Source organism: Nitrosomonas halophila, from assembly GCF_900107165.1.
GTDB classification, from domain to species: domain Bacteria; phylum Pseudomonadota; class Gammaproteobacteria; order Burkholderiales; family Nitrosomonadaceae; genus Nitrosomonas; species Nitrosomonas halophila.
Map to the genome: position 1 here is coordinate 1 of NZ_FNOY01000013.1, position 23987 is coordinate 23987.

Below are 23987 nucleotides of genomic sequence, written 5' to 3' on the forward strand. Positions count from 1 at the left end.
CCACTTCGTTTACGAGGCTACTCATGGGTTCACTTGCGTTACGGCCTGCTCTCTTGCTGTGTGGAAACTCACGACCCCGCGTTGCCGCGACGCCGTTTCCTCATGCTACCGGGGCGTACGGACAACTCCCCGGACGGGACTTCAACCCGCTAGATTTGCTGCTGTTACTGCGTACAAACGGCAAAGAGCGGCCCCTTGGCATACTGGTTGTTGAAGACCGACTACTGCAAGGGGCCGCACGTCTGCTACTGGAAGCCATCTATGAAGAGGACTTCCATGCGGTCAGCTACGGCTACCGGCCAAAGCTGGGTGCACAGCAGGCAGTCAAAGACCTCAATGTCGAACTCCAATTTGGCCGCTATGGCTATGTGGTCGAAGCTGATATCAAAGGCTTCTTTGACAACATCGACCATGACTGGCTACTGCGGATGCTGGAACAACGGGTTGATGACAAACCGTTTCTTGGGCTCATCGATACCTGGCTCAAGGCAGGGATATTGGAACGCGATGGCACGGTAATTCACCCACAAACCGGTACACCGCAAGGCGGGGTGATATCGCCAATTCTGGCAAACATCTACCTGCACTATGCGTTGGATCACTGGTTTGAGCGGGTGGTTAAACGCCACTGTCATGGGCGGGCGCATATCATTCGCTATGCCGATGATTTTGTCTGTGCCTTCCAGTATCAAGCGGACGCGGAGCGCTTTTATCGGACGCTACCCAAACGGCTGGGAAAGTTCAGCCTGGAGGTAGCCCCGGAGAAGACCTGTATTCAGCGTTTCAGCCGCTTCCATCCTAGCCGTAAGCGGCGGTTCAGCTTTCTAGGTTTCGAGTTTTACTGGGAAGCGGATACAAAAGGCGATCCAAGGGTATGGCGGCGCACGGCCAGAAAGCGACTGCAAACGAGCATCAAGAATTGCAAGGGGTGTTCTACAGGGAGGTAGTCAGATTGCTCTATAAGTGGTTAAATCGAAGGAGCCAAAGACGAAGTCTGACATGGGACGGGATAAAGCGGCTGCTGGCGGCATAAGCCTTTCCATCACCAACCCAAACCAATCGGACAGAAATGAATCGGGGGCTTGCGTGAAGAGCTGCTTTACTGCGCGAGTGAGTATGATTGAAGAGCCCGGTGCGGGAAAACCGCACGCCGGGATCTGTGCAGGGGGCGCCGGGTAACCGGCGTTCCTACTGCGACGGCGAGCATAGCTATAGAAAACTTGGTGGAAAATATGGAAGGAATTGCAGTTGTAGAAAGAGCAAAAGTGGCAATCTCTTTAGGCGAGAGTCATTTTAGAGAATTTAAAAGTAGTGTCGACGGATGTCCGGGAGAAAAGATCAAACGCGCCACAAAAGACATAGCAACTAATATCACAAACGCTTGTAGCGTTTGTGAACGCAGACAGTGACGAGTTGTTGGTTGGGGTAGAAAGATAATCGGGGTCGGATAATCGGGGTCAGGGATAATCGGGGTCAGAGTGAAATTAATTGCAAAGAAGGCAGCAAGACTTGCGATCATGAATTTTTGAGCGAAATTTTATTGATCGCTTTACTGACAGCAGAATAGCGCTATCGATCAGGTCGGCGCGGGCAGTTAGCCGCGCTGGCTCCTCACAGATCCGGACAGGCACGATTAGCGCATCCGGCTCTTCGATTTATAGCTTCGCTAAACGATGGGGCGAACCACGATGCGTGATGTGGGCAAAGGATATCACTACAGCAAGCACTGGAGCTTATCCCAACTGGTCCAGCAGGTACTGGCGCTTAAGCTGAATTTTACAGCTCCTAAACCAGATGGTCAGGGTGGCAACGCCTTGCTTTGTGGCTTAAAAGCGCGCTTCAGGCCAAGGGAGCATGGCAGCCGTTCCAGCCCAACACACCCTGGCTGGGATTACTCCGGATTTTCTGTAGATTTGTTCTGTTCGACAGCGGGGGGGGCCATCAATGTAATCAGCTTTTCGGTTTGCAGGCTCTCCTGGCGGATCATCTTGCCTTCGACAGCCGCGCCTTCATGAATTTTCACGGTCTTATAGTGAATATCGCCAATGATTCTGGCATTCGGCTGCAATTCAATATCCTGGTCTGCGTGAACCGGACCTTTCACCATCCCGTTAATGATCAGGTGTGGTACTTTGATCTTGCCCTCGATCACGCCCTGCTCGCTCAGCACCAACATTGCGTGCGGCTCATCACCGGTTGCGAGAATATTTCCGCAAACGCGGCCATCCACACGCAAACCGCCACTAAACTGAATATCGCCGGTGATGACGGTGTTGGCCCCAACGAGTGTATCGATCTGGCCAAGGGCTTTCTTTTTTCGTCCAAACATGCACTGATACCTTACAAAGATAATTGAATCGTTTTGGTCAGAATCGCATTGGACTCGCCATTCTCATAGATACGCACCTGCAAGCTCTCCACTACTGTTTCGGACGGTACCTGAAAACTTTTTTCCAGTCTGTGATAGAAGCGGAAATCGATGGGGAAGCCCTTGGATGCATTTTCATCCACGAGTGAGATAAGTTTTTTTTCACCCTCCTGGAGCAGGCCCACAACAAACTCCAGTTTACCGTTGAAGTTTTTGACAGGCTGTCCCCCTTGAGCCAGCAACAGGGTATAAAGGTATTCGCCCGGCAATTGTCCGGGCTCAAGCGTAAAACGATGAATGGTGAGCTCGGCTTCAGATGACCCTTCATTGCCGGAAATCAAGCGCTGGAACAGGGCCAGATCTTCCCGCAAACGCTCATTCTCTTCATCCAGCGATTTGACCTGCTTCACGAGATCCATGCGCGTGGCGTTACTGATCTGCAACTGCCTGACAAGTTCAGCTATCTGCGCGCACAATGCCGGATTGTATTTCTCCAGGCAGTTGCTCGACGCCAGAATTTGTTCAAGCGCTGGATCGGGGGCGGGGTTGCCATTACCCGATGAAACGGAATTGCGGCCGACTTCAAACATACCCCATGCGAGCAAAGCAATCAGCAGCAAGCCGATCACAGCCACCAGCAGACGCCGGTACCAGGGTACGTGAGGACGCACAATCATTTTGGAGGCGCTGATGGCCGGCTTATGATGCAACAATTTACTTTCCCCAGGTGTTAAAAATCACAGGAGATGGGATGCCTGGAGACAGCCACCGGCTTCTGGCCAGGCAGTTTTCATACCCGCCAACCAGCGGCTATGGCAGAAGCGGCACATGCTTGATACCCATCGTTTCTGGCAACCCGTACATTATATTCATATTCTGAACGGCCTGCCCGGCAGCCCCTTTAACCAGATTATCCGTCACCGACAACACAACGACCATGTCTCCACCCTGCGGGCGATGCACTGCAATGCGGCAGAAATTCGAGCCACGCACCGATCGCGTCTGCGGATGGCTGCCTGCTGGCAGCACATCCACAAAGGGTTCATCAATATAGCGTTCCTCGTACAAGGCCTGTAGATCGGTCTCTTTGAGAAGCCGCGCATAAAGTGTTGCGTGAATACCCCGGATCATCGGCGTCAGATGTGGCACAAAGGTCAAACCCACCGGTTTTTGGGATCGCGCGCCCAGCCCTTGCCGGATTTCCGGCAAATGACGATGGCCTGGCACCCCATAGGATTTGAAATTATCGGCCGCTTCTGCAAACAGTGTATGCACTTCCGCCTTGCGTCCGGCACCAGAAACGCCGGATTTGGTATCGGCCACCAAATGATCAACATCCACTATACCTGCTTCGATCAACGGCAGAAAACCCAGCTGCACCGCCGTAGGATAGCAACCGGGATTGGCGATCAATCTTGCCTGCCGTATTTTCTCCCGGTTCACCTCAGGCAAACCATAAACGGCTTCTGCCACCAATTCGGGAGAGGCGTGCTGCATGCCATACCACTTCTCCCACTCGGCGACATCCTTGATTCTGAAATCGGCAGCCAGGTCGATCACCTTCACCCCCACGTCCAGCAGCTTTTTTGTCTGCTGCATGGCAACGCCGTTGGGTGTGGCAAAAAATACCAGATCGCACTGACTCAGATCTGCCTGAGCGGGATCACTGAATTTAAGCGCCACTTGCCCGCGCAAACTCGGAAAGAGTTCATCGACGCCCATTCCACTTTCCTGCCGAGAGGTAATCACCTTCAATCGAACTTTGGGATGCTGTACAAGAATCCGCAGCAGTTCAACGCCTGTGTAACCTGTTCCACCTACAATGCCAACCTTGATCATCCAAGTTAACCGGTTATGACTGAAATAAAGACAATTTATACAATAAATTGCACTGCAATTGATGAAAAGTCGATACAAAAAAGCCGCCCAACAAGGCGGCTCTTTGAGCAATATGCATCGATCAACGTTTTGAAAATTGCTTGCGGCGTCGAGCTTTGCGCAAGCCGACTTTTTTCCGCTCAACTTCACGCGCATCCCGCGTGACAAAACCGGCTTTGCTCAGCACGGGTTTCAACGTTTCATCGTAATCGATCAATGCGCGGGTAATGCCATGCCGCACGGCACCAGCCTGGCCCGACTCTCCACCGCCACGGATATTGACCATAATATCCAGATTGCCAGTATTGCCCGTCAGTTCCAGGGGCTGGCGAATAATCATGCGCCCAGTTTCTCGAGAAAAATATTCATCGGCAGGCTTGCGATTAACCGTAATGACCCCTGTGCCCGGTTTGATAAAAACACGCGCGACGGCGCTTTTTCTGCGCCCTGTTCCGTAATTGTATTGAATCGCCATAAGATTAAGCGTTGATTTCCAGTGGTTGTGGTTGTTGAGCGGCATGAGGATGCGTATCCCCTGCATACAGTTTGAGCTTCTTGATCATGGCATAGCCCAGTGGACCTTTCGGCAGCATCCCCTTGACTGCTTTCTCAAGCGGCCGCCCAGGAAAACGCTCGTGCATCTTGCGGAAAGTTGTTTGGTAAATACCACCAGGATAACCACTGTGACGATAATATATCTTGTCTTCGGCTTTATTGCCAGTTACCCGCAGTTTATCAACATTGATGACCACGATGTAATCACCGGTATCTACATGCGGTGTGTAAATGGGCTTGTGTTTGCCGCGCAAGCGATGGGCAATAGCCGCCGCCAGTCTTCCCAAAACTTTATCGGTTGCGTCAACCACAAACCATTCATGCTTGACTTCATGTGGTTTGGCAGAAAAGGTTTTCACTGATTTTCCTCTGTGGTACAAAATAATCGAGGATTATCTGTTAGCGTAAGAAAAAAGTCAAACGCCTTCATTGCAATGCTGCAAAAAATGCCAGGCATGCATCACGCTCCGCAAGCGCTGGATGCTTTCTCAAAAGCAGAATCAGACCAAGACGGGATTTTTTGTCACAGCAACCAGGACGATGTAAATGAACACGCCTTGCGCCAGTATCCAGGTGGTGGCTTTGACGCGACGAGTCTTGGCAAACCGGAAGGCAACCATACCGAGGGCAATATACACCAACAATCCGCCAATTTTCGCTGCCAGCCAAGGCTCCTCGGCTGGATTTCGCTGTGTCAGCATGGCCAAGGCAATCGCACTTGCCAGCAAAACCGTATCATTGATATGCGGCATGATTTTCACCCAGCGCTGCTGCAATGCGGAAGAAGCACGCAGCATCCACACCCCACGCGACAAAAACAGCAAATAACTGAGTATCACGCAAGTCACATGCAGCAGTTTCAAGATTGCATAGTCCATTACTTACCATTCTCCAGAAAATAGCCAGCCGTGGCTGCCTGCCACAGCACCGGCAACCGTGACCAGGCTGATACCGAGCAATATCCAGTGCATGCGCTGCATTCTTGTCAACACGGCTTCTGGATCCGGTGGTGTGCGCCCATGCTCCCGATGGGGCAATACCCGGGGTTCGAGTATGAATAGAAATACTGTAAATATCGCCCAGACCAAAACCATGGCATGCATCCACCAGAATCGTGGCTCGGCAAAGCGATGCCAGGCGTCCAGAAGGTGGATCATATAGAAACCGGACAGTCCCACCAACACGGTGGTAAAGCGCGCCTGCCACGCAAAGCGCTTCTCGATCCGCAAAAAAATCTCCAGACCATCAGAAGCGGATGGCATCCGCCTGATCATCGGCAGCACTGTGCTGGTCACCATTGCCACCCCGCCGATCCATAATACGACTCCAAGTACATGCAATACTCTTGCTACGATATAGTCATCCATGATTGATGGCACTCATCCGATTCAGCGATCAGCCCAGGAGGCTGTCCGAGAATATCGACTGATCTACTGCGGACGAGCCTGGCTGGCCGGATTTTCCGATCCTTTTCGTTGAATAGAATTACTATTCGCCTCCAATGATCGAAAAATCCCGCTCAGCCAGCTTCGTCCTCGCTACGATCGCTCTTCTCGGACAGCCTCCTAGCACTTGGAAAAACGCTCAAGCCATAACCCAAGCCTTGGCCTCATCATAATCCGAAAAAACGACAACCTCTGAATCGGTAAACAAATTGGAAACCCAGGCGCTCCATGCCTGCCACTGGTCATCGGTCACGATGGCAACACGATTGATCTCGCTGCCATGTTCACGCATAAACTTGATCTCTTCCCAAGCAACATCTACCGTATAGGACACCATGTCGCGCCAGTCGAGCAGCACATTGGCTTCGCCACCGAAACGAAATTGATAAAGCACTTGATCTTCAAACTGCTTGAAATCATCAAGAGTGAATTCACCGATAACCGCAACGGTAATTAAATTGTCGATTTTTTCGATACTAATCATGGTTGTCTGCTCCGAATTATGAGTCCGCAATCATAGTTAAATGGGGGTTAGGTTGCAAATAAGGTTTTGATGCGTGCAGTTTCTGGGATTCAACCAGGCTTGCGGACTGCTGCCGGCATCACCCGGATACTCACAAGCCCTCCCAGCACAATCAGCCCCATCCCCAGCCATGCCGAGACAGGCAACCATGCGTTCCAAAAGAACAAGTCCAGCAGCCCTGCAAACAATACTGAGCTGTAGGCAAGTGTGCCAACGACGACTGTATTGCTGCCCCGATGTGCGCGAGAAAGTGCAAGCTGCGCCAAGGTTGCAGTCACCCCCACGCCCAGAGCCAACATCAGTCCTTCAGTATTGACAGGGCTAAAGGTGGTAAACGCCAGCCAGGCACCGGTGGTCACGGTACACATCAGCGCGAAATAAAATACGATGCGCCAGTCCGATTCACCCAGTGCGCTCAATTGCTTGACGTTGAAATGCGCGACGCCGGCAAACAAACCGGAACCCAGTCCAATCAGTGCCATATCCCACTGGCCTTCGTTCAAGGTTGGCCGAAGCAGCAAAATCACACCCAGAAAGCCCAACAACACGGCCAGGGCCAACCGCCAATTGCAATTCTCCTTCAACAACATGACGGCCAGAAAAACCAGAAACAAAGGCCAGGTATTATTCAGGGAAATGGCTGTCGCCAACGGCAATTGCAAGATGCAGTAGAAAAACAACAGCACCCCGCCCAACCCGGACAGCCCTCGCCAGCAATGGATTTTCCAATAAGCAGTCGCCAGCGGAATGGAATAGATCCGCATCATCATAAAAGTGGCCACCACCCCGACCAGCGATCGATAAAAGACGAGCTCTGTATTGGAAAAATAGACTGCGGCCAATTTGACCAATACACCCATGCAGGCGAACATGAAGCCCGCCGCCAGCATCCACAACGCAGCCATCTAATGGGAAGTGCTAGCGCTTGGGCAGAAGGTGCCCAATTTCACGCCGCAGGAAGCTGTGGAAATGGGCCATGCCGGCTTCCATGGGCATTTGATAAGGGCCCACCTCGTTGATTCCCTGTTGATAAAGCGCACGCCGTCCGGCAGTCATCCGTCTGCATATTTCATCATCTTCCTTCGCAGTTTCTCGATAGGCAGCCTGTTCTTGCTCCACAAATTCGCGTTCAAACAAGGCGATTTCTTCCGGATAGTAGAACTCGACCACATTCATGCAGGTTTCCACGCCAGTCGGATGGATCGTGCTGACCACGAGCGTATGCGGATACCATTCAAGCATGATATTGGGATAATAGAGCAACCAGATGGCGCCATGGCGAGGCAGCCGTTGTTCATGTTGCTGCAATACCTGGGCATGCCAGCCAGCATAAACCTCGGAACCGGCCCGAGCAAAATTGGGATTCACACCGACAGCCTGAACATTGTACCGATCGCCAAATTCCCAATCGAGTTTGCTTGTATCGACAAAATGCCCCAATCCCGGGTGAAATGGGTCAACATGATAATCTTCCAGGTAGACTTCGATGAATGTTTTCCAGTTGCATGGATAATGATCAATCTGCACGCGATCCAGCACATGCCCGGAAAAATCAAATTCCTCCCGTAGGCTCAAGCTGCTCAATTCCTGCGCAATATCGCGCTTGCCCGCAAACACCAGCCCGTTCCATTGCTGCAAAGTCGTCTTGCTCAAGTTCAGACAGGGATTCTTCTTGAAGTGAGGCGCACCCAATAGCTTGCCATCGGTTGCATAGGTCCAGCGATGAATCGGACAGACGATATTTCTGGCATTGCCTTTTCCTTCCAGGATCAGTGCCTGACGGTGGCGGCAGATGTTCGACAGGAGCTCGATGCCATGTTCGTTATGGACCAGCATCCTGGCATTGTCCTGCCATGGCAATACATAATAATCTCCCTTGTTGGGGACCATCAGTTCGTGACCCACATATCCAGGCCCTTGATCGAACAAAATCTGCTTTTCGATCTCAAACACCTGTGGATCCAGATACCATTCCACGGGAAGCTGCGGATGCAGTGCAGCGGAATCCAAAACTTGTGCTAAGCTGGACATATGCTTTTTAAGTACCACCTCCTGATCAATCATCATAAATCAAGTATTTTTATGCTATAAGAAATCAATCACCAAAACCATGAAAACGGCCCCAGGCCATTCCCTGCCATACAGTCTTACAACATGTGCAGCATCCCGTTGGACAGCCAGTCACTTTGAGGATTTAATCACATCCCTTCGTGCATCGACTATAATTGCGGGATAAACCTAATAACCCACCCGAATCGTTGAACGCCGCATTATCCTCTTCTTTCATAAGATTACAATTGGCTGGCGTGATCAATGATCATCGGAATTGATAACACACAAGATAAGTTGACTCAATGAAATTACACTACAAGCAAACAGCCATCCCATTGCTGCTCACAAGCTTGTTCGCATTAACGCTGACAGCCTGTGACAGTGAACAAGACGCAACCAGCGGAAAATCAACCACCTTGCGCCAAGGCCCGGCCACCGGAATATTGACGGATGCCGCCATTGAAGGCGTATCCTATGCCGCATCTTCAGGCGCATCGGGCATCACTGACGCAGCAGGCCTGTTCAAATTCAACTACGGTGATCGCGTTGAATTCCGGATTGGTCAATTGAACCTGGGTGAAGTTCCTGGAGCAGCTCTCATCACGCCGATCGAATTGGCTTCAGGCCATGCAAACAAACTGCAAAACCTGCTGATTCTGTTTCAGTCACTCGATGCCGACAATGATCCAGGCAATGGCATCACCATTCCCCCTGCTGCGGCCGCCGCACTCGATGCATCCATCGATCTGAAAACCGCGCCCGAAGATTTTGTCAACGCGCCCGCTCTGCTTGCTGCACGGGAAGCCGCCGATATTCCAGGTGATATCAGAACCGCCGAACAGGCGAATGCACACTTTCTGTCCCAGGCAGTCAATCTACTCGGCAACCATCTCTGGGCGAATTATGACGATTCCAGCGCCAGCTTCTTTCGCATGTCAACCGATGGCAGCGGAGAATATCTGCATGGCATCGCGACGGCCGATGACGTCTGTGATGCCAATCGCTCATGTGGCAGCAAAGTGGTTTTCACGGCTGGCGTGGAATACGGTGTCGCCGAAGCCACCGAGGTTGATGAACGTGGCTTCAAACTTGCCAGCACAACGGAAGTCGATACCAATCTTCAATCCGGCCTCTCACACCCGCGTCCTACCTGGCGCATCCATACCGATGGCGACGAGTTAATCATGTCAGACATTGTGGTTGTCCAGCGGGAAAGAGAACAGGCCAGTCTGTTTGGCGAGCTGTTTCACATTTCGAAACCCATCGAGCTCAGCTCCGATGACGAAGTTGCCGAGACCGAGGTTCAAGAAACGCGCTATATGAAAATGGATAACAATCCGAGCGATATAGTCGGCGCATGGGCTGAGAGCAGAGACACTATCAAGACACCCACTCTGCTGTTCTTTGCCAACAATCGCTATATGCTGGTCGATCCAGTCGGCACAGCGGGTCAATCAGCACCATCTGCCTGCGCCAAGCCTGGTGTAGAGTTTGCCACGTACGCATACGATACCGCCAGCAGTGCGCTCAAACTGTCAACCTTCATCTATAACACCAGCGGTTGCGCTGGCCTATCGGAGCATACCGGGCAGGCGCTGACGTTCAAAATCGATACGGATGGCCAAAGCGCAACCCTCGGCCGGGAAGGCCGGACGCCCATTACCCTGTACCGTATTTCCATTTAATCAAACCCCGCCAGGGGCATTGATTTCCCAGCGGGCCGGTTACGTCGCTGTCATTCGATAAACCGGCCCCAGAAAGCTACCGCATGGCAATTATCCGTGTCGCGCTTGATGTGCCAGTGGATTGCCTGTTCGACTACCTTGCTCCGGATGCCAGCATAACCGATATCGGCCTGCGCGTATGTGTGCCTTTTGGCAAGCGGCGAACACTGGGCATTATCCTGTCTGTCTGCACAGACACCTCTGTTCCGGGCAACAAGCTCAAGCAAGCCGAGCGGATCTACCGCGACATCCCTCCCCTGCCGCCCGCTTTGCTTGAATTATTCAAGTTCTGCAATCGCTACTATCACCACCCCATCGGGCAAGTGGTCATGAACAGCATACCCAACCGGTTACGCCAGTTCAAACTGACGATCGACCAGCCGTCCCGGGCATTTGCATGGGTGATCACAGACAAGGGGCGCCTGCTCGACGCCACCGATATCCCAGCCAGATCGAGAGCAAAACGGTTGCTGCTCACCACGCTCCAGGATAATGGCCAGATTCCACCCGAAGCTTTCAAGCAGATGAGCGCCCACAACCGGAAATTGCTGCGTGAATTTCTGGCGCTGGACTGGGTCACGCAAATGCCTCTCGTGCCGGGGCTCCCCACCGCCCAAACAGAGCCGCCCAGCCCGACACCCGAGCAAAACGCCGCCATAGCCGCCATTCTGGCCGATACTGGCATGTTTGCCCCATGGCTGTTACACGGCATCACGGGCAGCGGCAAAACCGAGGTCTATCTCCGTGTCACTGCCGCGCTGTTGAAACAGCAGCGGCAGGTGTTGCTGCTGGTGCCCGAAATCAATCTTACCCCGCAGCTGGAAGCAAGGTTCAAGCAGCGCTTTCCAGAAACGGCTGTGGTCAGTCTGCATAGTGGTTTGAATGACAATGAACGGCTGCAAGGCTGGCTACTTGCGCAACAAGGCAAGGCCGGCATTGTCCTGGGCACCCGCCTGGCTGTGTTTACACCACTACCCGAACTGGGCCTGATCGTAGTCGATGAAGAACAGGATCTCTCTTTCAAGCAGCAAGATGGTTTACGCTATTCCGCCCGCGATCTGGCTATTTACCGGGCAAAACAAGCTGGTGTACCCATCATTCTTGGTTCGGCCACCCCTTCACTGGAAAGTTACCAGCATGCTCTTGCAGGGCATTACCGGCTATTACGCCTGCATTCCCGTGCAGTCAGCGGCGCAACGTTACCGGTCATACGCTGCATCGACTTACGCCTGACCAAAGCCCCGGAAGGACTTACCGAGCCCTTGCTGACTGCATTACAGACAGCACTCTCGCAACAGCAGCAAAGTCTGGTATTCATCAACCGTCGTGGCTACGCGCCGGTATTGTTATGCAAATCCTGTGGCTGGGTTGCAGCCTGCACGCGCTGCTCCAGCCGTCTGGTTGTGCACTTGCATGCCCGGCAGCTGCGTTGCCATTATTGCGGACACCAGCAAACCGTTCCAGCCGCCTGCCCGGAATGCGGCGATCCAGATATATTGCCGTTCGGTCAAGGCACCCAGCGCATCGAAGCGGCCCTGCGCAGCCATTTTCCCGCAGCGCGCATCCTGCGCGTCGACCGTGACAGCATACGCCGCAAACATGCCTGGCAATCGGTGCTCGATGCCGTTCAGAATCAACAAGTGGATATTCTGGTAGGCACCCAGCTGCTTGCGAAGGGACATGACTTCCCCAATCTGTCACTGGTATGCATCCTCAACGCCGATGCATCACTCTACAGCACCGATTTTCGCGCGGAAGAACAATTATTCGCGCAACTGATGCAAGTGGCCGGGCGTGCCGGCCGGGCAGACATCCCTGGCACGGTTCTCATCCAGACCGAATTCCCTCATCATCCGCTATATCAGGCACTCAGCCGCCAAAACTATGACAGCCATGCCCGCACTCTCCTGAGAGAACGCCAGTTGACCCACTTCCCGCCATTTGCTTATCAGGCCGTACTGCGCGCAGAAGCAATCGTCATTGACAGTGCGTTGGCTTTTCTTGGCAAGGCTGCGAAAATAGCCACTGCCTGCGAGCAATTCGGCCAGATTCAACTATTCGATCCGGTCCCTGCGCCGATGATGCGTCTCAAAGGCCGGGAACGCGCGCAGCTACTCGTGCATGCTCATTCGCGCAAGCACCTGCAAGAATTTCTGTTTGATTGGCAGCAACGCCTGCACACACTCGCCGCCCAAAAAAAAGTACGCTGGCATCTGGATATCGATCCTCTGATGCTATGACGCATATTTAGTGTCTGCCTGAAAACCAATTATATTATTACAAAACAACATGTTGCATGTTATTTTGGCAAGGAAGATTTACGGAATTCTGGCCAAAACTGCCATAAATAGCCCGTTTTAGTAGATTTTGAGCCATAAAAACCTCAAACTTCGACAATAGTTTGAGAGAATATCTACTTCCAGAAACCCACTTCATTCGAATCGAGTGCCTCATGCGCGTAGTTCAAAATGCCCAGATGAAATTAGGTGAAGTCGACATATCGGAAATCAAATTTGATTTACGGTCCCGAGACGACATACCGAAGATACTGCGCGGGTTGCAGCACCTGTACATAAACGTACCATTGCGCGAAGCAGTTTTTGCCCTGCTGGAAAGTGACATTGCACCCGAAGTGAACAAGCGCAATGGCCGCCCTGGCATGACGCTATGGAACATCCTGGTCTGTGGCGTATTACGCCTGGACCTGAATATCGACTACGACCGCCTTTACGAACTGGTCAATCAGCATCGAACGCTACGCCAAATGCTCGGACATAGCCTATATGATGAGAAGGCATATGCCTACCAAACTCTGGTGGATAACGTTGGGCGGCGCAGCCCGGCAAAGGCGGTGCGACTCCTTTGTCGTTGAAACCAACGTTCATTTCCCCACCGACATTAGCCTGTTATGGGATGCCATGCGCAAAGCGATCACGCTGACTGCACAATGGAGCGAAAGCCAACAGTTCAGCGACTGGCGTCAGTATCGCCACAATCTGCGCCAACTCCTCATCCGGGGCCGAGCTGCCGTACTTCCCGTCTCTGAAAATTGCCTGCGGGCATTTCAGGAACAGCCAAGCGGAAACTGAAGAATACCGCGCCCTCGGCTCGGGATATGGTCGACTGGACCCCAGCAAGCATTTCATCGCCCGCGCCTCCGGTAATTCCATGAATGGCGGCAAGCGACCCATTCAGGATGGCGACTATCTGTTGCTGGAGCACATCAACCCGAACCAGGCCGGCTCGATCACCGGCAAAACACTCGCCATTGAACGCCTTGACGAAGCCGGTGATACCCAGTATCTGCTGCGCACGGTGCAAAAATCAGACGCTGGCGAGTATGTGTTGAAAGCCACAAATCCGGAGTACGACGATATTGTTGTTACGCCGGAACTGAGCGAGCAGTTCCGCACCTTTGCCCGACTCAGAGGTGTGGTCGACCCGCTGGAGATGATGATCGGCCAGGAGCTGATGCGAGAGGACATCCCGGAACTATTTGGCGAAACCTTCAATCCCGGAAACTGGCAAAGCGGCCATGTGTTCCTGAAAGACGCCAATGCCCATGTGCTGCTGGTCACCCTGAACAAGCAGGGCAAGGCTGAAGACCACCGCTATATCGACCACTGGATCGACGAAAACACCTTCCACTGGCAAAGCCAGCACGCCACCACCCCCGACAGCAAGCGCGGCTGGGAACTAATCAATCACAAGACTCTTCGCCATTTCATCCACCTATTCGTCCGCGACAACAAACTCCGTGCCGGTAAGGCTGCACCCTTCACCTACTACGGGCCCGTTGAATACCAGCGCCATGAAGGCAGTGCGCCGATGAGTGTGGTGTTGAAGTTGATGCAGCCCTGGCCCACGGATCGGCAGCATGAGTCTTGAAAGCCTGCCAATACGGCGCCGCTGTTGCTTATCACACACTTGACGACGCATCACACCGGCTCACCTTGGGTCTGCCCATGCAGCTCTGCATGGCGCTCAAGGTCATCCTTCAGGGATGCTGAGCAGGCAAAGATCAGCTTGGCGGTTTCGGCCCTGGACATGACGCCAAGCGCAGTTTGCTGGTGGTCACGGTGTTATTCCCCGCTGGTGGATCAGTAGTTGGTAGGGTCTCAAATCTTCGTGAGCTTGGATAAGTTCGAGAGCTGGTACTGATACGCGCATTGAGCGTAAAATAATGCCAGTAGATACCTTGACCCGCACGGTTGTCAACATCGGTTAACTGGGCAACAGCCAAAATGCCATAACCGACTCAATGAAACGACCCGACACCTGCGGAAATCCGTGAAGTACGCATAACTTCCGGACTGACCCAGACGGAAGCAGCTCACAAGATTCAAGCCTCCTTGCGAGAATGGCAGCAATGGAGGGTGGATGACCGGGCGATGCTCCTTGGTCTTCTTGAATTTTTCATGCTCCAAAACAGGCAGCAGCCACTCGTCAATGATCCAGAAGCGTGAAACGCAAGAAGCCTCCTGCCAAATCAGCTCCAAAAGCATTGCAGAGAAAACATAAACACTTGTTCCACATGACGAATATTGATAATTCCTCGCACACCCCCATGATGCGCCAATATCTGCGCATCAAGGCGCAGCACTCAGACAAGCTCCTGTTTTACCGCATGGGAGATTTCTACGAGCTGTTTTACGAAGATGCCGAGAAAGCGGCACGCCTGCTGGATATCACGCTCACCCAGCGCGGCGCTTCGGCTGGGCAGCCGATCAAAATGGCGGGCGTCCCGTTCCATGCTGCGGATCAATACCTGGCCAGACTGGTCAAGCTGGGAGAAACGATCGCCATTTGCGAACAAACCGGTGATCCGGCCACCAGCAAGGGGCCCGTGGAACGTCAGGTCACACGCATCATTACACCAGGCACCCTGACAGATGCGGCATTGCTGGAAGAACGCCGCGACAGCATTGTCATGGCACTGGCAATGCACCGGGGCACCATCGGCCTGGCATGGCTCAACCTGGCTGCAGGCGATCTGCGTGTCTTGGAAACTGCTCCGGAGAATCTGGCAAATGAGCTGGAACGGCTGCGTCCAGCGGAGCTGTTGCTGCCGGAATCACTCCAGCTGCCGCTGGCATTGGATGATGGCGCGACACACCAGCGCTTGCCCGATTGGCAATTCGATTTCGATCGCGCGCACCAGTTGCTGACCCGCCAATTTGGCACGCATGATTTGGCTGCATTTGGCGGTGAAGCACTCCATGCATCGCTTCAGGCAGCGAGCGCACTGTTCGACTACATCCGGGTCACACAACACACAGCGAGCGATGCCAGTGCAGAACCCGTACTCAGCCACTTGCGCACCCTGCACGTCGAACAGCATGACAGCTATTTGCGCATGGATGCTGCCACACGCCGCAACCTGGAACTGACTATAACCTTGCGCGGGGAGGATGCGCCCACGCTGCTCTCGCTGCTGGACACTTGCTCGACCAGCATGGGCAGCCGCCTGTTGCGGCACTGGTTGCATCACCCCTTGCGGGATCGCGCCATTCTGCAACGGCGCTACGACACCATCTCCGCCCTGATCGATCCGGAGCCCTCCGCGCTGTACGCGACAATCCGGGAACCACTCAAACATGTTGTGGATATCGAGCGCATTACAAGCCGTATTGCGTTGAAAACCGCCCGCCCTCGCGACTTGTCCGGCCTGCGCGACAGCCTGGCTATCGCGCCCGATATCGGCAAGCTGCTGGCAACCAGCCCTGCGTCAGCAGTCAATCGTTTCGCTACCGGCATGATGCCCGATGTCGCGCTCAGCAAATTGCTGACCGATGCCTTGCAGCCCACTCCCGGCACGGTGATACGCGAAGGGGGCGTCATCGCGCCTGGCTTTGATGGCGAACTGGATGAGTTGCGCGCCCTGCACGATAACTGCGCCGAATTTCTGCTGCAATTGGAAGCGCAAGAACGTGAGCGCACCGGGATTTCCGGTCTTAGGGTGGAATACAATCGGGTGCATGGCTTTTATATCGAAATTTCGCGCGCACAGAGCGAGAATATTCCGGCCGATTATCGCCGCAGACAAACGCTCAAGAATGTCGAGCGGTATATCACACCGGAATTGCAGGCGTTCGAGAGCAAGGCCCTGACAGCGCGAGAACAAGCGCTTGCGCGCGAAAAAGAGCTATACGATTTGCTGTTGGAACAGTTGCAAGCTTTCATCGCGCCGTTGCAGAAGATGGCCCGATTGGTTGCGGAACTGGATGTTTTGTGTGCCTTTGCCGAACGCGCAAATATGCTGGGCTACAGCAGGCCCCTGTTTTCCAATGATCCTGTCCTGACAATTGAGGCTGGCCGCCACCCCGTCGTGGAAAGCCAAGTTGAGCAATATATCGCCAATGATGTACAACTGGGCGCCGTAACCCGTACAGGCAGGCAAATGCTGATCATCACTGGGCCCAACATGGGAGGCAAGTCCACTTATATGCGTCAGACGGCTCTGATCGTTTTGCTGGCGCATTGCGGAAGTTTTGTGCCGGCCCGGCATGCATGCATGGGGCCAATTGATCAGATTTTCACGCGGATTGGCGCATCCGATGATCTGGCCGGCGGACGCTCGACTTTTATGGTCGAAATGACTGAAGCCGCCAACATCCTGCGTCATGCCACTGCACAAAGCCTGGTGCTGGTCGATGAAATCGGCCGCGGCACATCAACCTTCGACGGCCTTGCGCTCGCTTTTGCCATTGCCCGCTATTTGTTGGGTCAGAACCGGAGCTATACCCTGTTTGCGACCCATTACTTCGAGCTCACGCAACTGGCACAGGAATTCCCGCAGGCTGCCAATGTTCATGTCAGCGCAATCGAACACAAGCAACGGATAGTGTTTCTGCATGCAGTCAAGGAAGGACCGGCCAGTCAGAGCTATGGATTGCATGTCGCGGCATTGGCGGGCGTGCCAGACAAAGTCATCAAAGCCGCCAGAAAAATTCTCGCCAGGCTGGAACAGGAAGCGATTGGCAGAAACCCGCAGCAAACATTATTTGAAGAAATCGGCGAGGATGAAAACGACGTAGCCTGCCCCGCTCATCCGGTACTCGCTCATCTCGAACGCATTCACCCGGATGAACTCACGCCCAAGGAAGCGCTGGAACAGATTTACTTGATGCGATCAATGCTTGATCGGACAATATGATGCTGACTGGCGGGGCATCATCATGCATGGACAGCCGCCCTGCCAGTCATATTACGAGATCCAACAGATCATCCGGCTCCGTTAATGCTCATGGCCCTGTGGTCCGTGGACATGGCCGTGCGCAAGCTCTTCCGTTGTCGCTGGCCGAACTGCCGTGACCGTACATTCGAAGCGCAATGCCATGCCGGCATAGGGGTGGTTGCCGTCCACCACCACAATATCGTCAGTCACATCTGTCACGGTATAAATCAGGAAATCATCCGAACCCTCTTCCCCGCCCTCGAACTGCATCCCGATAGCCACTTCCTCGGGAAAGGCGCTCCGGGGCTCGACCCGCATCAGTTCAGTGTCATAGTCGCCAAATGCTTCTTCTGGTTCCATCAACAGTGACAGCGTATGCCCGATTTCCTTCTCATGCAAGGCTTCCTCCACCGTAGGGAAAATGCCATCAAAACCACCGTGCAGGTAACTGATCGGTATTTCGGTTTCCTCCAGGATCTTGCCTTCCGGGTCGATCATTTTATAGTGCAAGGAAACCACTGTATTCTTTTCTATACGCATACTTCCTCCGCCTGTCCAAGGCTTTCATGTAGTTGATAAAACGCTTTATTTACGATGTGCACAACACTTGTCACTGCGCCCTATTCCCGCATGCTGGCTGAATCCACTCTGTTTATGTCAGAAAAATCAGGATTGATTGCCTGGCCTGCAAGGGGAGAAACTGTGGCGATGGACATCGGTAATTCCATATAAACGGATCGCATCAAGATGGGCCCTGGTTGGATAGCCCTTATGTTGATCAAACCCATATACCGGGTAAAGCTGGTGCAGCCGTATCATTTCGGCATCTCGTGCAGTCTTGGCCAGAATCGAAGCAGCCGAAATTTCAGCGACCAGACAATCCCCTTTGACAATTGTTTCCACCTCAGAATTCAATTGCGGGGCATGCTTTCCATCTATCAGCACCAGGGCATCCTCGCTAAGTACCAATTGCTGTATGGCCCTTCGCATGGCAAGCAGACTCGCCTGTAAGATATTCAACCGGTCAATTTCGGCAACAGAGGCGGAAGCAACGGCCCAGGCTGCGGCCTTTCGCTTGATTTGCTCAGCCAGAGATTCACGCCTGCGCACACTTAACTGCTTGGAATCGGCCAGTCCCTCGATCACTCTGCGCGCATCCAATCTTACGCAGGCGGCGTAAACAGGACCCGCCAGCGGCCCTCTGCCTGCCTCATCCACCCCATAAATTGGCCGGTTTAGGTGCATCGATCAAATCGCCGGATCATATCAGATTTCCGAGAACAGTGACCTGTCAACAGCCAATCCCCCGGGAAATGCCTCAGTCGGAAGGGCTATCGTGCGCGCTATCCAAGACAGCCATGCAACACCTCGAAAATCGCACAGCGTAGCTGGTGGCAGCCTTGTTACCGGTTCTGATGAATAGGCTAAATTTCTCTTGCCGTACACATCAATTGCGCCTCAGTTACGATCTGGCCATCCACCTCGGCGCAAGCAGTATATTTCCAGATTCCCTTGATCTGCCGGGCAATCTCGACTTTCAGGGAAAGTTGGTCACCCGCAATGACAGGTTTTTTAAATCGTACCGCATCAATACCGACAAAATAGTACACCTGCTCGGTATTTTTTTCGGCCTCCTGGGAACGGGCAGTCAGTAGCGCCGCGGCTTGTGCCAGTGCTTCAACGATCAAAACACCCGGCATGACGGGATAGTGCGGAAAATGCCCAACGAAATAAGGCTCATTGATGGAAACATTCTTGTAGGCATGGATCCGTTTACCTGACTCAAAAGACACCACTCTGTCCACCAGAATCAATGGATAGCGGTGTGGCAGGTATTTCAGGATTTCATGGATATCCATGGTGGTCATATTTTTCTTCTCCCTGTATGACTATTGTTGGCTTGGTTAATGGCGCGGGTCACTTCTCGGCAGCGGATGCCTGTTCATCCAGCACTTTGATCACTTGATCGGTAATATCGATACGCGCGCTCCGGTAAACCGAATCCTGCAATTGCAGAATAAGATCATATGCCTGCAACTCTGCCAGTTCCTGGATGACTTGATTGATACGGTCCAGTATCAGTCCATATTCCTCATTCTGGCGCAGGCTCAAATCCTCCCGCATTTGTTGCTGGGCACGATGATATTGGCGGCTGAGGGTTGCCAGCTCGCGTTCTTTGATCCGCCTGTCTGCTTCTGTCATGCCATCGTTACTCTCCAGCTCCTGTTGCAAGGCTTTCGCCTGGCTGGACAGTTGCTTGATGCGCGCATCACGTGCCTGGAATTCTTGTTCAATTTTCTTTTGCGCCATGACGGCGGGAATCGACTCCCGCAGAATTTTCTCGGTATTGACAACCCCAATCTTGATTTCCTGAGCCAAGGATGCAGCCGGCAAGGTCAGCAGCACAACCAAGCCCAACATCATACAAAACCCTGCAGACGCCATTTGGCGCCATTCCTGTAATACGAATTTCATTGATTCTCCCGGTGGCTGTCTCCCAGAATTAGAAAGTTTGTCCTAACTGAAACTGGAAGCGCTGCAAATTATCTCCCGGCTGGTCATTGAATGGTTGTGCAATACTGAACTTCAGCGGCCCCATAGGGGAAATCCAGGTGACTGCCAGGCCGGCAGAATAACGGAAATCATTCAAGTCCAGTCCGGAGAAAGAATTGACGAGTGTGCCGGCATCCATAAACGCACTCAAACGGATGGTTTTGTCGTCTGGCATGAATGGTGCAGGAAATAACACTTCGAGGTTGCCCACAATGCGCTTGCTGCCGCCCAGGACGCGCCCTTCGCTATCACGCGGTCCGAGCGTGTTGATGTTATAGCCCCGGACGGAGTTAAAGCCACCAGCGAAGAAATTCTTGAAGAAGGGAAGTGGTTTGCCGGCATAACCATCACCCACCCCGATATCGCCATTGAGCATCAGGGTGAAAAATCTGGAAATCGAATAGAACCATCTTTGTTCAAGGCTGATTTTATAGTAATTCAAATCGCCATACGGCAGGCTGAATTCCCCGAATATGCGCTGCGTCATGCCGGAAGTTGTCCAGATCGCACTGTCACGACGGTCACGCGCCCAACTCAGGGTAATGGGAATGTTGTTAGAGCTCCTACCAAACTGGCTGACAAACTCCCTGAAACGCTCAGGGCTGTCATCACGCAAATTAATCTTGGTATGCTCCGCCCCCACCCCAAGCGAAACGATATCATTCTCGGCAACAGGAATTCCAAAACGAATATTGGCACCCGTAGTATCGGTATTGAACACCCCGACGCTGGATAGCGAACGTGTATTGATATCGCGTTTGTAGGCCTCCAGACCAAGACTCACACCATTGATCGTATAGTACGGATTGGTAAACGAGCCAGATATGACTTTGTTAACTCTGCCGGTATTCACCTGCAAGCTGAGAAAGTTGCCAGTTCCGAAAATATTATTCTGTGCAATCGAACCATTCAAAATAATGCCTTCCCGGTCGGAATAGCCCGCACCGAACATGATCGCACCGGTTGGTCTCTCGACCACGCTGACATTGATATCCACCTGATCCGGCACATCCGCAACCGGTGGTGTTTCAACGTTGACACTGGTAAAAAACTCCAGCCTATCCACGCGCTGCCGGGAACGATTGATCTGCGTGGTCGAATGCCATGCACCCTCCATCTGTCGGAATTCACGACGAATGACTTCATCCCGGGTACGATCATTGCCGCTGATGTTGATGCGCCTGACATAAACCCGGCGACCAGGATCGATGAAAAAGGTAAAGGCGGTTTCCCTGGTCTCCTTATCCAGTTCCGGAGATGCGTTGACGTTGGCAAAGGCATACCCCTCATCACCCAACCGGTCACTGATCAATTTGACTGATTCGGTCAACTTCTCACGCGCAAATACGCCACCCGGCTCAAGCTTGATCAGCGCACGCAGCTCTTCTTCGGGCAATATCAGTTCGCCAGCCAGCTTGATATCGGATACCGTGTATTGCGGACCTTCCGTTACATTGATGGTAATGTAGATATCCTTCATATCCGGCGTAATGGACACTTGGGTGGACTCGATATTGAACTCGAGATAACCCCGGTCAAGATAATAGGAGCGCAGCGTTTCAAGATCGGCGGATAGTTTCTGCTTCGAGTATTGGTCGTCTTTGGTAAACCAGGTCAGAAGACCAGGCGTTTTGAGGTTCAGCAGCCCCAGTAATTTTTTCTCCCGAAAAGCCTGGTTGCCGACGATATTGATTTGCCTGATACGCGCAGTCTTGCCTTCCTTGATGTTGAAATTGATTCCGATCCGGTTCCGCTCCAGCGGGGTCGTCGTCGTCGTGATTTTGACGGCATATTTCCCGCGGCTGATGTACTGGCGCTTCAGTTCCTGTTCGGCTTTCTCCAGAAGCGAGCGACTGAAAATACGCGATTCGGATAATCCGGCCTGTTTCAGGCCTTCCTTCAGCTTGTCTTTATCAAATTCCTTGGCGCCATCAATACTGATCTGCGCTATGGCGGGACGCTCCTGAACCTGGACAATCAGCAAATTGCCTTCAGCCTTTAATTTAACATCCTTAAAAAAGCCGGTCGCATAGAGCGCCTTGATGGCCGCGCTCGCCTTGGTGCTATCAAGCACATCGCCGACCTTGACTGGAAGATAGCTGAAGACCGTACCCGCTTCGGTGCGCTGTATGCCTTCTACCCGGATATCCCGAACGATAAAAGTGTCATTTGCTCCGTAGGCTGCCGAATAATTGAGTATAAGAAATAATGCCAAATACCTGAATCTCATATTTACCTTGCAATCAAGCGAAGCAAATCGTTATGCAGGGCAAATATCATCAACGTTATGAGCAGCAACATGCCGATTTGATGCCCGATTTCCATTACTTTCTCAGGTAACGGTTTGCCGCGAATCATTTCTATCAAGTAGTACATCAGATGCCCGCCATCCAGCACCGGGATCGGCAGTAAATTGAGCACACCCAGACTCACACTGATCAAGGCCAGAAAGCCCAGGTAGGCAACAAATCCCATTTGCGCTGACTGCCCGGCATAATCGGCAATGGTGATTGGGCCGCTGACATTCTTCAGCGAAACATCCCCCATCACCATTTTGCCAAGCATGCGCAAGGTAAAGTAGGTCATTTCCCAGGTTTTTGCGGCGGCTTTGCTTAAAGCCGTCACTGGCGGGTAACTGATTTTCACCAGCAGATTTTCCAGCATCTCATGCTCGATCTTGGGCGCAATGCCAACTTTTCCAATTTCGATCTTATCCTCAAGCGCAATCTCGGGCGTCAACGGCAGGTCGACGATCAGCTGGCCATTACGCATAATTTCCAGATTCAGCAGATGCCCGGGACTGGCACGTATGATACCGACGACCTCTTGCCAATAAAGCACTTCCTGACCGTCAATCGCCAGGATCTCATCCCCCACCTGCAGTCCAGCGCGCTCCGCTGCGCCACCTGCCATTACCTGGCCTATAATCGAACTGAAAGCAGGCTGGTAATATGACAGACCAATCTTGCCTAAAAAATCCGCATCGAAATCATCCGCCTCAAGACTGCTCAGATCCAGTTTCAATTGATGGATAACGCCGTTTTCTGCAACCGTTTCCACATCCAGGTCGGGCGTGCGATCGACTGCGTGCGCCAACAATGCCAGGCGGACATCCTGCCAGGTTGTGACGGATCGGTCGCCAATTCTGGTGATGGTCTGCCCCTCATTGAAACCGGCAGAAGCAGCAGGTGTCGAGGGTGCAATTTCACCCAAAACAGGTTTAACACCACCGACCCCCAGCACAAAGAGCAGCCAATAAAGCAATATTGCCAATAAAAAATTGGCAATAGGACCGGCCGCCACGATCGCAAAGCGCCGGGAAACTGTCTGCCGATTGAATGCGCGCGGGAGTTCATGCGGCGATACTTTCCCTTCGCGCTCATCCAGCATTTTGACATATCCCCCAAGCGGAATTGCCGCAACCACCCATTCAGTCTGATCCGTACCTAACCGTCTTCTGAACAATGGCTTTCCAAAGCCTACAGAAAAACGCAAAACCTTGACGCCACTCCAACGAGCGACCAGATAATGGCCAAATTCATGGAAGGTGATCAGCAGGCCTAATGCCACCACGAAAGCGAGAATAGTCGTGAATAGTGTCATATCAGGTTGAAGTTATTAGAAGCCAGGAAAGATGAGGAAGCAGCCGAATGTATCAAGCTTGTCCGCAGTGAGATTTACATAAATGAACCCAATTTGTTGCAATCAGCAT

The 23987-nt window shown here is 52.7% G+C and carries 22 protein-coding genes and 1 pseudogene; 7 read left to right on the top strand and 16 right to left on the bottom strand.

The window, feature by feature from the left end:
• Both BLV85_RS04730 and BLV85_RS15110 read left to right on the top strand, forming a co-directional pair.
• Positions 1-947 (top strand): reverse transcriptase domain-containing protein (locus BLV85_RS04730; RefSeq protein WP_245725090.1); only part of this gene is annotated, 947 nt, incomplete at its 5' end.
• 285 nt (positions 948-1232) lie between these two features.
• Positions 1233-1409 (top strand): hypothetical protein, encoded by a 177-nt coding sequence (locus BLV85_RS15110; RefSeq protein WP_176973932.1) that lies wholly within the window; start codon positions 1233-1235, stop codon positions 1407-1409.
• 482 nt (positions 1410-1891) lie between these two features.
• Here the strand turns inward: BLV85_RS15110 and BLV85_RS04740 are convergent, their stop codons facing one another.
• The 10 genes from BLV85_RS04740 to BLV85_RS04785 all read right to left on the bottom strand — a co-directional run bounded on the left by BLV85_RS04740 (position 1892) and on the right by BLV85_RS04785 (position 8800).
• On the bottom strand, positions 1892-2329 hold the full coding sequence (locus BLV85_RS04740) for a bactofilin family protein (protein WP_090412664.1): 438 nt from the start codon (positions 2327-2329) through the stop codon (positions 1892-1894).
• Positions 2330-2340: 11 nt separating this feature from the next.
• Positions 2341-3081, bottom strand: coding sequence for a DUF6776 family protein (locus tag BLV85_RS04745; protein ID WP_090412667.1), 741 nt, complete (start codon positions 3079-3081; stop codon positions 2341-2343).
• Positions 3082-3178: 97 nt separating this feature from the next.
• Positions 3179-4207 (bottom strand): N-acetyl-gamma-glutamyl-phosphate reductase, encoded by a 1029-nt coding sequence (gene argC / locus BLV85_RS04750; RefSeq protein WP_090412670.1) that lies wholly within the window; start codon positions 4205-4207, stop codon positions 3179-3181.
• A gap of 121 nt (positions 4208-4328) precedes the next feature.
• Positions 4329-4721 (bottom strand): 30S ribosomal protein S9, encoded by a 393-nt coding sequence (gene rpsI / locus BLV85_RS04755; protein WP_090412672.1) that lies wholly within the window; start codon positions 4719-4721, stop codon positions 4329-4331.
• Between the two features lie 4 nt (positions 4722-4725).
• Positions 4726-5160 carry a 50S ribosomal protein L13 gene (gene rplM, locus BLV85_RS04760; RefSeq protein ID WP_090412674.1) on the bottom strand — a complete coding sequence of 145 codons (435 nt, stop codon included), beginning with the start codon at positions 5158-5160 and terminating at the stop codon, positions 4726-4728.
• A 141-nt stretch (positions 5161-5301) separates the two neighbouring features.
• Positions 5302-5679, bottom strand: a complete 378-nt coding sequence (locus BLV85_RS04765) for a SirB2 family protein (protein WP_090412676.1) — start codon at positions 5677-5679, stop codon at positions 5302-5304.
• A 3-nt stretch (positions 5680-5682) separates the two neighbouring features.
• Positions 5683-6168, bottom strand: a complete 486-nt coding sequence (locus BLV85_RS04770) for a hypothetical protein (protein ID WP_090412678.1) — start codon at positions 6166-6168, stop codon at positions 5683-5685.
• 217 nt (positions 6169-6385) lie between these two features.
• Entirely contained in the window at positions 6386-6730 is a 345-nt protein-coding gene (locus tag BLV85_RS04775) for a SpoIIAA family protein (protein WP_090412680.1), read from the bottom strand.
• Between the two features lie 89 nt (positions 6731-6819).
• The gene (locus tag BLV85_RS04780; protein ID WP_090412682.1) at positions 6820-7674 is read right to left on the bottom strand and encodes a DMT family transporter; all 855 of its coding nucleotides are present in this window, start codon (positions 7672-7674) and stop codon (positions 6820-6822) included.
• A gap of 13 nt (positions 7675-7687) precedes the next feature.
• Positions 7688-8800 carry an aromatic ring-hydroxylating oxygenase subunit alpha gene (locus tag BLV85_RS04785; RefSeq protein ID WP_090412818.1) on the bottom strand — a complete coding sequence of 371 codons (1113 nt, stop codon included), beginning with the start codon at positions 8798-8800 and terminating at the stop codon, positions 7688-7690.
• A gap of 323 nt (positions 8801-9123) precedes the next feature.
• Here BLV85_RS04785 and BLV85_RS04790 point away from each other — a divergent pair, with 323 nt between their 5' ends.
• From BLV85_RS04790 to mutS, 5 genes and pseudogenes are all read left to right on the top strand, one after another.
• Entirely contained in the window at positions 9124-10506 is a 1383-nt protein-coding gene (locus BLV85_RS04790) for an adhesin (RefSeq protein ID WP_090412683.1), read from the top strand.
• Between the two features lie 83 nt (positions 10507-10589).
• Entirely contained in the window at positions 10590-12785 is a 2196-nt protein-coding gene (locus BLV85_RS04795) for a primosomal protein N' (RefSeq protein ID WP_090412685.1), read from the top strand.
• Positions 12786-12997: 212 nt separating this feature from the next.
• Positions 12998-13553, top strand: a pseudogene (locus BLV85_RS04800) (ISNCY family transposase); the annotation flags it as partial.
• A 40-nt stretch (positions 13554-13593) separates the two neighbouring features.
• The gene (locus BLV85_RS04805) at positions 13594-14433 is read left to right on the top strand and encodes a DUF3427 domain-containing protein (RefSeq protein ID WP_245725093.1); all 840 of its coding nucleotides are present in this window, start codon (positions 13594-13596) and stop codon (positions 14431-14433) included.
• A 646-nt stretch (positions 14434-15079) separates the two neighbouring features.
• The gene (mutS, locus tag BLV85_RS04815) at positions 15080-17701 is read left to right on the top strand and encodes a DNA mismatch repair protein MutS (RefSeq protein WP_245725091.1); all 2622 of its coding nucleotides are present in this window, start codon (positions 15080-15082) and stop codon (positions 17699-17701) included.
• 81 nt (positions 17702-17782) lie between these two features.
• Here mutS and BLV85_RS04820 read toward each other — a convergent pair whose 3' ends face one another.
• The 6 genes from BLV85_RS04820 to rseP all read right to left on the bottom strand — a co-directional run bounded on the left by BLV85_RS04820 (position 17783) and on the right by rseP (position 23878).
• The gene (locus BLV85_RS04820) at positions 17783-18262 is read right to left on the bottom strand and encodes an FKBP-type peptidyl-prolyl cis-trans isomerase (RefSeq protein ID WP_090412693.1); all 480 of its coding nucleotides are present in this window, start codon (positions 18260-18262) and stop codon (positions 17783-17785) included.
• 126 nt (positions 18263-18388) lie between these two features.
• A complete protein-coding gene (rnhB, locus tag BLV85_RS04825; RefSeq protein WP_090412696.1) occupies positions 18389-18967 on the bottom strand; it encodes a ribonuclease HII in 579 nt (192 codons plus the stop codon).
• Positions 18968-19146: 179 nt separating this feature from the next.
• Positions 19147-19590 carry a 3-hydroxyacyl-ACP dehydratase FabZ gene (gene fabZ, locus BLV85_RS04830; RefSeq protein ID WP_090412698.1) on the bottom strand — a complete coding sequence of 148 codons (444 nt, stop codon included), beginning with the start codon at positions 19588-19590 and terminating at the stop codon, positions 19147-19149.
• Between the two features lie 49 nt (positions 19591-19639).
• A complete protein-coding gene (locus tag BLV85_RS04835) occupies positions 19640-20197 on the bottom strand; it encodes an OmpH/Skp family outer membrane protein (RefSeq protein ID WP_090412703.1) in 558 nt (185 codons plus the stop codon).
• A 28-nt stretch (positions 20198-20225) separates the two neighbouring features.
• Positions 20226-22505 (bottom strand): outer membrane protein assembly factor BamA, encoded by a 2280-nt coding sequence (gene bamA, locus BLV85_RS04840; RefSeq protein ID WP_090412707.1) that lies wholly within the window; start codon positions 22503-22505, stop codon positions 20226-20228.
• Between the two features lie 2 nt (positions 22506-22507).
• On the bottom strand, positions 22508-23878 hold the full coding sequence (gene rseP / locus BLV85_RS04845; protein ID WP_090412712.1) for an RIP metalloprotease RseP: 1371 nt from the start codon (positions 23876-23878) through the stop codon (positions 22508-22510).
• Positions 23879-23987: the final 109 nt, after the last annotated feature.

Coding starts and splice junctions, on each gene's coding strand:
- BLV85_RS04790 (WP_090412683.1), top strand. CDS start 9,124: ATGAAATTACACTACAAGCAAACAGCCATCCCATTGCTGCTCACAAGC.
- BLV85_RS04780 (WP_090412682.1), bottom strand. CDS start 7,674: ATGGCTGCGTTGTGGATGCTGGCGGCGGGCTTCATGTTCGCCTGCATG.
- BLV85_RS04835 (WP_090412703.1), bottom strand. CDS start 20,197: ATGAAATTCGTATTACAGGAATGGCGCCAAATGGCGTCTGCAGGGTTT.
- bamA (WP_090412707.1), bottom strand. CDS start 22,505: ATGAGATTCAGGTATTTGGCATTATTTCTTATACTCAATTATTCGGCA.
- rnhB (WP_090412696.1), bottom strand. CDS start 18,967: ATGCACCTAAACCGGCCAATTTATGGGGTGGATGAGGCAGGCAGAGGG.
- BLV85_RS04770 (WP_090412678.1), bottom strand. CDS start 6,168: ATGGATGACTATATCGTAGCAAGAGTATTGCATGTACTTGGAGTCGTA.
- BLV85_RS04740 (WP_090412664.1), bottom strand. CDS start 2,329: ATGTTTGGACGAAAAAAGAAAGCCCTTGGCCAGATCGATACACTCGTT.
- rpsI (WP_090412672.1), bottom strand. CDS start 4,721: ATGGCGATTCAATACAATTACGGAACAGGGCGCAGAAAAAGCGCCGTC.
- argC (WP_090412670.1), bottom strand. CDS start 4,207: ATGATCAAGGTTGGCATTGTAGGTGGAACAGGTTACACAGGCGTTGAA.
- BLV85_RS04820 (WP_090412693.1), bottom strand. CDS start 18,262: ATGCGTATAGAAAAGAATACAGTGGTTTCCTTGCACTATAAAATGATC.
- mutS (WP_245725091.1), top strand. CDS start 15,080: ATGACGAATATTGATAATTCCTCGCACACCCCCATGATGCGCCAATAT.
- BLV85_RS04785 (WP_090412818.1), bottom strand. CDS start 8,800: ATGTCCAGCTTAGCACAAGTTTTGGATTCCGCTGCACTGCATCCGCAG.
- rseP (WP_090412712.1), bottom strand. CDS start 23,878: ATGACACTATTCACGACTATTCTCGCTTTCGTGGTGGCATTAGGCCTG.
- BLV85_RS15110 (WP_176973932.1), top strand. CDS start 1,233: ATGGAAGGAATTGCAGTTGTAGAAAGAGCAAAAGTGGCAATCTCTTTA.
- BLV85_RS04795 (WP_090412685.1), top strand. CDS start 10,590: ATGGCAATTATCCGTGTCGCGCTTGATGTGCCAGTGGATTGCCTGTTC.
- fabZ (WP_090412698.1), bottom strand. CDS start 19,590: ATGACCACCATGGATATCCATGAAATCCTGAAATACCTGCCACACCGC.
- BLV85_RS04775 (WP_090412680.1), bottom strand. CDS start 6,730: ATGATTAGTATCGAAAAAATCGACAATTTAATTACCGTTGCGGTTATC.
- BLV85_RS04765 (WP_090412676.1), bottom strand. CDS start 5,679: ATGGACTATGCAATCTTGAAACTGCTGCATGTGACTTGCGTGATACTC.